The 7,653-nt window shown below is 67.4% G+C and carries 7 protein-coding genes and 3 pseudogenes; 3 read left to right on the plus strand and 7 right to left on the minus strand.

Annotated features, from left to right (window positions below; genetic code table 11):
• The coding region (locus ACWC0C_RS47655) for a hypothetical protein (protein ID WP_450871427.1) at nt 1-216 on the plus strand (216 nt) is incomplete at its 5' end.
• A gap of 15 nt (nt 217-231) precedes the next feature.
• On the opposite strand, the pseudogene ACWC0C_RS47660 reads toward ACWC0C_RS47655, so the two are convergent.
• The 3 genes and pseudogenes from ACWC0C_RS47660 to ACWC0C_RS47670 form a co-directional block, all read right to left on the minus strand.
• Nucleotides 232-824 (minus strand): annotated as a pseudogene (locus tag ACWC0C_RS47660) (IS5 family transposase); the annotation flags it as partial.
• Nucleotides 825-962: 138 nt separating this feature from the next.
• Nucleotides 963-1,151 (minus strand): hypothetical protein, encoded by a 189-nt coding sequence (locus ACWC0C_RS47665; protein WP_450871429.1) that lies wholly within the window; start codon nt 1,149-1,151, stop codon nt 963-965.
• Between the two features lie 5 nt (nt 1,152-1,156).
• On the minus strand, nt 1,157-1,852 hold the full coding sequence (locus tag ACWC0C_RS47670; RefSeq protein ID WP_450871431.1) for a LysR family transcriptional regulator: 696 nt from the start codon (nt 1,850-1,852) through the stop codon (nt 1,157-1,159).
• A 97-nt stretch (nt 1,853-1,949) separates the two neighbouring features.
• Here ACWC0C_RS47670 and ACWC0C_RS47675 point away from each other — a divergent pair, with 97 nt between their 5' ends.
• Nucleotides 1,950-2,411 carry a carboxymuconolactone decarboxylase family protein gene (locus tag ACWC0C_RS47675; RefSeq protein ID WP_449202005.1) on the plus strand — a complete coding sequence of 154 codons (462 nt, stop codon included), beginning with the start codon at nt 1,950-1,952 and terminating at the stop codon, nt 2,409-2,411.
• 170 nt (nt 2,412-2,581) lie between these two features.
• Here the strand turns inward: ACWC0C_RS47675 and ACWC0C_RS47680 are convergent.
• The 4 genes and pseudogenes from ACWC0C_RS47680 to ACWC0C_RS47695 all read right to left on the minus strand — a co-directional run.
• Nucleotides 2,582-3,418, minus strand: a pseudogene (locus ACWC0C_RS47680) (IS5 family transposase); the annotation flags it as partial.
• 293 nt (nt 3,419-3,711) lie between these two features.
• The gene (locus ACWC0C_RS47685; protein WP_450871433.1) at nt 3,712-4,491 is read right to left on the minus strand and encodes a hypothetical protein; all 780 of its coding nucleotides are present in this window, start codon (nt 4,489-4,491) and stop codon (nt 3,712-3,714) included.
• 100 nt (nt 4,492-4,591) lie between these two features.
• A pseudogene (locus ACWC0C_RS47690) lies at nt 4,592-4,985 on the minus strand (transposase family protein); the annotation flags it as partial.
• Nucleotides 4,986-4,993: 8 nt separating this feature from the next.
• Nucleotides 4,994-5,815: an NAD(P)H-binding protein gene (locus ACWC0C_RS47695; protein WP_450871434.1), complete on the minus strand. Its 822-nt coding sequence runs from the start codon at nt 5,813-5,815 to the stop codon at nt 4,994-4,996.
• Nucleotides 5,816-5,900: 85 nt separating this feature from the next.
• Between ACWC0C_RS47695 and ACWC0C_RS47700 the strand changes: the two genes are divergently transcribed.
• Nucleotides 5,901-6,791 carry an SCO6745 family protein gene (locus ACWC0C_RS47700; protein WP_450871436.1) on the plus strand — a complete coding sequence of 297 codons (891 nt, stop codon included), beginning with the start codon at nt 5,901-5,903 and terminating at the stop codon, nt 6,789-6,791.
• Nucleotides 6,792-7,653: the final 862 nt, after the last annotated feature.

Below are 7,653 nucleotides of genomic sequence, written 5' to 3' on the forward strand. Positions count from 1 at the left end.
ATGCGCCAGCACCGCCCGATTGACCATGATCGCCACAGCGGGATCATGCCATCCACCTGGCACGACACCTCACCCGCTATCACGCACCAACTCGTTAAGAACCTGGGCTCGCTGACACTGAAACTATTGAAAGTGGCATCTCAACAACAAACCGTTACATCACTGCCGCGGCCCGAGGCTCCACGCCTCGCGGTTTCCGGACAATGTTCGAACTGAAAGCCGCTGCTAGCGGTAGTTTGGAGAAGCCCTACCTCTCCACGATCGCGTCCCTGGTCCCGCGGATGCTGTTTGCCCGATCATGGGCCGGGACTGGGTGCTGCAGAGCCACCTCACCGGCGTGCCGGCCCCCGTGACGCCGATATGCCTGCCCCATAACCATCGGCGCAGGTGGAGGACGTCGTAGGCCTTGTCTGCGTGGAGCCGTGTGGGCATGGAGTCGGCTGCATGCGTGCGGTGTTTCATATGGAAGTGGGCCAGCATCGGCTTCAGTGCGAGGCTGTCGTGGGTGTTGGCGGCCGAGAGGGCGACACGGAGGGGCAGCCCGGCTGCATCGGACAAGATGTGCATCTTGGAGCCTGGCCTACCTCGGTCCACGGGGCTCGGACCTGCAAGTTCGCCCCCTTTTTGGCCCGCACATGTGCCGAGTCCAGCACCACCCGCGAGAGGTCCACCAGGCTCCGGACATCCAGAAGTTGCAGCACCTGTTGATGCAGACGCCCCCACACCCCTGCGCGTGACCAGATCAGGAACCGGCGGTGCACCGTCGACTTGGAAGCACCGAAACACGGCGGCAAAGCCCGCCAGGAACACCCGCTGACCAGCACGCATAGTTGGCTGCCGGCGCTCCAGCCGTTCCTCGACCGTGGCCCGCCTCCGGGCCACGGGTCCGAGCGGTTGGCGAGAGTCACGTCGTCGCGTGACAAGGGAAGCGCCTGTTTCTGATCATCAGCCACAGGCACTGATCAGAGCACGAGCGTGCCCAGGTCGCGCACGGTGTCGGCGAGCGCGCGGATCGCGTCATTCTCGGCCTCGCCGCGCCAGACCAGCGCGTAGCTGAGGATGGCCAGATCGGGCACCGGCAGCCAGCGGATGTTCGGCATGCCCCAGTACCGCGTCACGTGGCGGGGGAATGTCTGCACGATGTCACCCATCGAGATCAGACTGAGATCAACTCGTCCGGGCCGAGCACCAGATGGGCACGCTCGATGGCACGGCCGCGCGGGGTGTGGAAGGGCAGGTAGCTGTCCTCCCAGTAGTCCGGGACGCCGGTGGTGGTCGCGTGCGCGAAGTCCGCGAATGCCTCCAGCGGCGCGGTGTCGCGCCCGGCGAGCTCGTGGTGGTCGGCCACGGCCAGCACCCGAGGGTCAGTGAGCAGCGTCGGGCCGACCGTCAGATCCGGTTCCTCCACCGGCAGCCAGGCGATGAAGACGTCCATGGCGCCGGCGCGCAGCGCGCCGAACGGTTCGGCGTACGGCGCCGGCCTGATCTGCAGCTCCCACCGGGGATGGCGCCTGCGGAACGTACGCCAGTAGTGGTGCAGGTCGACGATGTTGAACGGCATCATGCCGACCCGCAGCCGCCCGGTCACTCCCCGCCCGGCCATCCTGGCCCGCTCCAGCGACTCGTGCAGGCCCATGTACACAGGCTGCAGATCGTCGCGCAGCTGCCGGCCGACCTCGGTCAGCCGAACCGTACGGCTGGTGCGCTCGAACAGCGCGGCGCCGATCCGGCGCTCCTGCTTCTTGATGGTCTGGCTGACTCGCGCCTGGGAGACGTGCAGGCGCTCGGCGGCCCGGCCGAAGTGCAACTCCTCGGCGAGCACCAGGAAGATCTCGATGTCCCGGATTTCCACTGGACCCCCCGTGTCCTCGATCGATAATCCCACGGTTATCGATCAGCGCGGAAGTCTACGTTGATCATGGTGATGGTCGGCCGGGAGGCTGGGCGGCATGGAATCACGCATGAAGAATCCCGCGTTCGTCCTGCCGGACGCGATGAAGGGCATCGGCAGCATCATCAAGGCCATCGGCCAGGGCGGAATCACGCACGAGCTGCAGGAGATCGTCGCGCTGCGCGCCAGCCAGCTCAACGGCTGCAGCGCCTGCGTCCATGCCCATGTGCAGAACCTGCGCAAGGCGGGCGAGAGCGAGGAACGGATCGCCACGGTCGCCGCCTGGCGGGAGGCACCGTTCTTCACAGACGCCGAGCGCGCAGCACTCGAACTCGCCGAACGGACCACCAGGCTGGCCGACCGCTCCGAGGACGCGGTGTCCGACGAACTGTGGGACCGCCTGCGCGGGTACTACGGCGAGGAGCAGCTCTCCGCGCTGATCCTGCTGATCGCCGTCACCAACTTCTTCAACCGCCTCAACGCCGTGGTCCGCGAGCCGGCCGGCACCTCCTGGGGCTGATCCGCCCGCCCGCACCGCGAGCTGACACCGGGCCGCGCCGGACCGCCGCCCGAAAGGGCGCCGGTCCGGCGCGGCCTTATACCGCTCGACCGGCTCCATTGCAACACCACGAAGTCACGCTGGAGCATTAAGAGGGTGTTTGATCTAGGCGGATTGCCATTTATCTCCCAGTAAGTTCCTCGCCAGGTGGGTGTCGTCTCGTCCGTTATGCGCTTGGTGAGGTTGTCGATCGAGGCGATGTGGATCATGGCCTCGGAGCTGGCGGGTAGGGTCTCGTAGTCTCGGGCGAGGCGCCGGTGCAGCATGATCCAACCAATGCTGCGTTCGACAACCCAGCGCCTTTTGACAATGTGGAAGCCGCGAACTCCCGGGTTTCTGTTGACGACTTCGACGTGGATTCCGAGGCTGGCGCCGTGCTCGATGACGGCGTTTTTGAAGCCGGTGTCGACCCAGCTCTTGGAGATGGTCGGGTAGGTCTTCTTGGCCTGGTCGAGGAGCTGGATTCCGACGGCGTTCTCGGACAGGCTCGCTGCGGTGACAGTCACGGCGAGGATGAGTCCGATCGTGTCGGTGAGGATGCCCCGTTTCCTGCCAACGATCTTCTTGGCGGCGTCGGTTCCCTGGCTGGTCAGGGGCACATTGGTGGACGTCTTCACGCTCTGGGTGTCGATCACGGAAGCGGTCGGTTCGGGCTTGCGTCCTTCCTTTACGCGAGCCAGGCCGGTCAGGTCGTAGTTGAGCTGGGTGAGGATTCCCTCGTCGCGCCAGGCGGCGTAGTAGGCGTAGACGGTGCCGTGGCTGGGGAAGTCATGCGGGAGGTATTTCCAGGGGATTCCGGTGCGGTGGACGTAGAGGAGTGCGTTGAACACGTCGCGCAGGTCGACTTTGGCCGGCTGCCAAGTGAGCCTGCGGTCGAGCCGGGCCTTCCTCCAGGCCGTCGACGTCGGCTCGATTAAGGCCCATCGGGCGTCGGACAGGTCGCTGGGGTACGGCTTCCGCTGGCTCACGCCGTAGCGTGATCATGGATGCGTCGGACGCTGACGTTCCGTTCCTGTCGGGCGTTTCTGCCTGATCTTCAAACCAGACGGACTTCGTGCGCAAGAAGCGGAGTAAACGGGCAGCCAAGTCGTCGGCTCGGCGGACTCGAAGACGCGCGTTTAGGGCAGACATCCTAAAACTCGCGCCCGCAAAGGTAGCTTAACGACGCAGCTCATCTCTAAACGCCCACTAAGAGGCCATCTCATGTGGCGAGTCTGCGATAGCAGATGAGGGTGCAGGCGGCGATGTTGGTCGCACCCGCTCAGACGGCCGAAGTGTTCTGTGTCGCCTCGCGTACTTCGGTGAGGGCTCGCTGCCTGAGGTTGCCACCGAACAACTGAATCGTGGTGGCGGCCAGGATGTCATCCCTGCTGATGGTCCGCCCGTCCCCCCTGCGGGTGGACGGGGCCCAAAGGGAATCCTTGAGGAACGGGGGTGGGGCCGCTTCGTCCGGCATTACTGGGGTGACCGTACCGAAACGTTTGACCCCGCCCTCGCGGACGACCATGGCCGCGTCCCGGGCGAGGTCCGTCAGGAACACGCTTGCGATTCCGTCCAGGTCGCGAACCACCGCTGGGACGGCCGTCGCCCCCTGCCTCCGCAGCAGCTTCTTGACCCCGGCCTCGAACCTGTGAGCGCAGACCACAGCACTCGGTTTGCGCGACCTGCTGCGCTTGCGGGAAGGCACGATGACGCCCTCGGCGTCGTGCAGGACACCGGTCAGGCCTTGAAACGTCGGGCTGTGACCGTACCAACTGTTTCCGACCTCGAGCTCGACGTTCCGGTCGATCGCCGAGAGAAGGTCACCGGGGATCAGCTTCCTCCGGGCCTCCTCCGCCGCCGCTCTCCTCGCGCCGTCGATGATCTCCGTCAGCACTGTCCGCGTCACCGACGCGGCGGCCCACGCGGCCGACCGAGAGACGTGCATCGAGGTCACGTCCCTGAATACCGCTTTGACGAGAGAAGGCTTGAACGGCGAGACATCCAGGACCGAGGCGGACTCGGGGCCGCTGTGCTCAGGGCGTGCGGGCTGTGTGGTCATAGGAAGAAACGCTCCCTGTTGTCGGAGTTATCAAAGGCCCACACTTCACCGCGCAGACCCGCTCTCTTCCGTCATCCTCCACAGTGCGGCGGTGTTCGAGTTGGAGCAGGCCGTTGGCCCGCTCTGCGACGGCGTGGACGCCTCGGATCACGGCGTTGAACGCGTGGTCGTACTCGGTGAGTTCCCCGCCCTTGGTCTTCTTGACCGGGTGTCGCATGCCGTCTGCCACGTTTTCGTAGCCGAGGTCGGTCAGAGTGGGATGCCCAGGGCAGCGGCGAGCCGGTTCAGGGCGTCGACCAGGCCGTGTGCGCCGGCGCGGTGGTGTCGTGCTCCCGGACCCGGGAGACCCGCAACGGCCAGCCGTCCGGGGCCGAGATGACGTGCACGTTCCCTCCGTGGTGCTTGTGCTTCCCAGACCACCACAGGCCCGCTCCGTTGCGACCGGCGGCAGCCACGCGGTCGGTGCGCATCTCGGTTCCGTCCACGTTGAGGTAGCGAAGCACTATGAGAAGGCGTCCGCGTGGTCGCGCACCCACTGCTCGAAGGTGCGGGGCGCCCGGCCGGTGACCTCGTGAACGGTCGGCAGGACCCTCGACTCGTCGAGCGTGCCGTCCACGTAGAAACTGAAGAAGGCGTCAACGTACTCGACCGGCATGGACGCCTCCATCTCGGCCCTGGCCTCGGCGTTCGTCAGTCCCACGCAGCTCAGGTCCCGGCCAAGGCCTTCGGCCAGCACCGCGACCTGCTCCTCGGGCAGCAGCGACTGAGGGCCTGTCACCGGATGGATCCTGCCCACGTGTCCGTCATCCAGGAGCGCCCGTGCCACGACGGCGGCGATGTCGTACGGGTCCACGGCGGCGGCCCGTATGGTCGGAAACGGGACCCGTACCACGTCACCGGCGGCCAACTGCGGGCGCCAGCGCAAGGCGTTCGACATGAACGCCCCCGAACGGACGAAAGTCCAGGCCAGCCCTGAGTCGCGTACCGCCCGCTCGGACTCGATCATGTAGCGCGCGACCGCGTTGGTGAGGTCGCCGCTCGCGGCCGAGCCGCCGGACAGCAGCACTACCCGCTGCACCCCTGCTCCGGCGGCCAGGGCCAGAGTGTCGGCCATGTTCTGGTAGCCCGGGAGCAGGAACAGCCCGTCCACGCCGGCCAGCGCGTCGGCGAGGGTGTCAGGGCGGTTGAGGTCGCCCACGACCGCCTCGGCGCCGGGGATCTCGCGGGGGCTGCGGACGAGTGCGCGCACCCGCTGCCCGGCCCGGGCCAGTGCCGCGACGACTTCGGTGCCCACGTTGCCGGTCGCGCCGGTCACCAAGTACATGGATCCCCCAAGTCCCGTGAGTTTCCCCTCACTTTAAGCGGGGCGGAGCTTCCCGGTGGGTGATCGCCGGTCAAAGATGGTCCGCATGACGGACGAGGTCTACTACAGGCGGACCGCACGGCGGATGTGGCAGCAATTGGAGGCCGCGCACGCGCTGGTCTACTACGCGCCCGAGGTGTTCGAGGAGTTCGCCGCCCTCGGTTACGACGTGGCCACCAGGTGGCCGAGCTACTTCCCGCTGCGATCGGCTCCGCTCGGCGCGGCCGGGCCCAGGCAGGTGGCCGCAGCCTTCTACAGCTTCAGCCCGCGTATGGTCGCCGAGCACGTCTCCAGTGGCTGGAACGTGGCCTCCCGTGACGAGGTGCTCGCGGCGCGGATGCGGGGGGTCGACCGCGCGTACCGGGCGCTCATGGGTGACCTGATCGGCACGCCGGACTTCGCCGAGGCGGCGCGGCTGGTCCGCCGGGTCGCCGAGGCCGCCGACATCGCGGGGCGGCCGATGGCTGCGGCGAACGCGGACCTGCCCTGGCCCGACGAGCCGCACCTTGTGTTCTGGCAGGCCGCCACGATCATCCGCGAGCAGCGCGGTGACGGCCACATCACGGCGCTGCTCGCAAGTGGTCTCGACCCGTGCGAGGCCCTGGTGTCCTTTGCGGCGATCGGCGCCGCGCCGGTGGAGACTTTCCGGAGCCGTCAGTGGAGCGAGGACGCGTGGGCAGCCGCGGCGGACCGGCTGCGCTCACGGGGCTGGATCGACGACGACGGCAAAGCCACCGAACGCGGCGCCGAGGGCCGCGACCAGGTCGAACGGCTCACCGACCGGCTCGCCGCCGAGCCGTGGAAGGCCATCGGCGACAAGGGCGTCGACCGCCTCGCCGAACTGAACGGTCCGATCCTCAGCGCCCTGCTCCTGTCCGGCTTGTTCCCCGCCACCAACACCATCGGCATCGCAACGGTCCGCGGCCCGCAGTGGTAGGGGGTCTTGTACCGCGAGGTCAGGGTCTTCTCGTCAAGGAGCGGCGTCCGGTGCCGTGCATCGCAAGGCGCCGGATCGGCCTCGTGGGGCGCCTGCTCGGTCGATGCGGCAACGCCGCGAGGTACCCCGTGCCGGAGGCACCGTGCCGTGCGTCGCGACAGGGCGAGCTTCGACTGACGCGGCGCAAGTAAATCTCATGACAGGGCTTCAGCGTCGTTCGAGGGGCAGGGCGTTCGGTTCGTGGCGATCCCCTGCCCTGGCGCTCATCCAGTCGCCCCCGGCACCCGGCAGCAACACGACCGCGCCGAGGAGCCGGACGCCGTCGGCACCCAGTGGACCCGCTACCTGCTTACCGGCAAGCGCCGCCCGCACGGTACGGCCGTCATGATGTTCCGCAGCAGCGGCAGGGCGATCGGCTCCGGGCGCACTGCCGTGGAGACCGGCGCCCTCACACAGGACGGCGCCGTCGCCGCGATCGTCGTCAACTCCCGGCCGACGAAGACGGGCACAGCGACTGGCTCCACCGGTGGGAACAGCACATTCTCAGCGCGCCCTGACTGCTGGTCGTGCAGTTCCGGCCCGAGTCGGAAGAGCTCGGGCTTTCACTCGTCCGCGCTGGGTAGCCGCAGGCAGAGGGGCAACTCGTCTATGTTGAGGTTGGGCAGCGAGCTTCCCGTGCGGGCCTTTACTCCCGGGGGACCCACGCGTCGCGGCTGACGGACACCCATGCTGTGTTCGCGGCCGTTACCTCGGCCGCTATCGGGTTCCTTACGAGTTGGTGCGTGATAGCGGGTGAGGTGTCGTGCCAGGTGGATGGCATGATCCCGCTGTGGCGATCATGGTCAATCGGGCGGTGCTGGCG

It is taken from the genome of Streptomyces sp. NPDC001709, assembly GCF_053596375.1.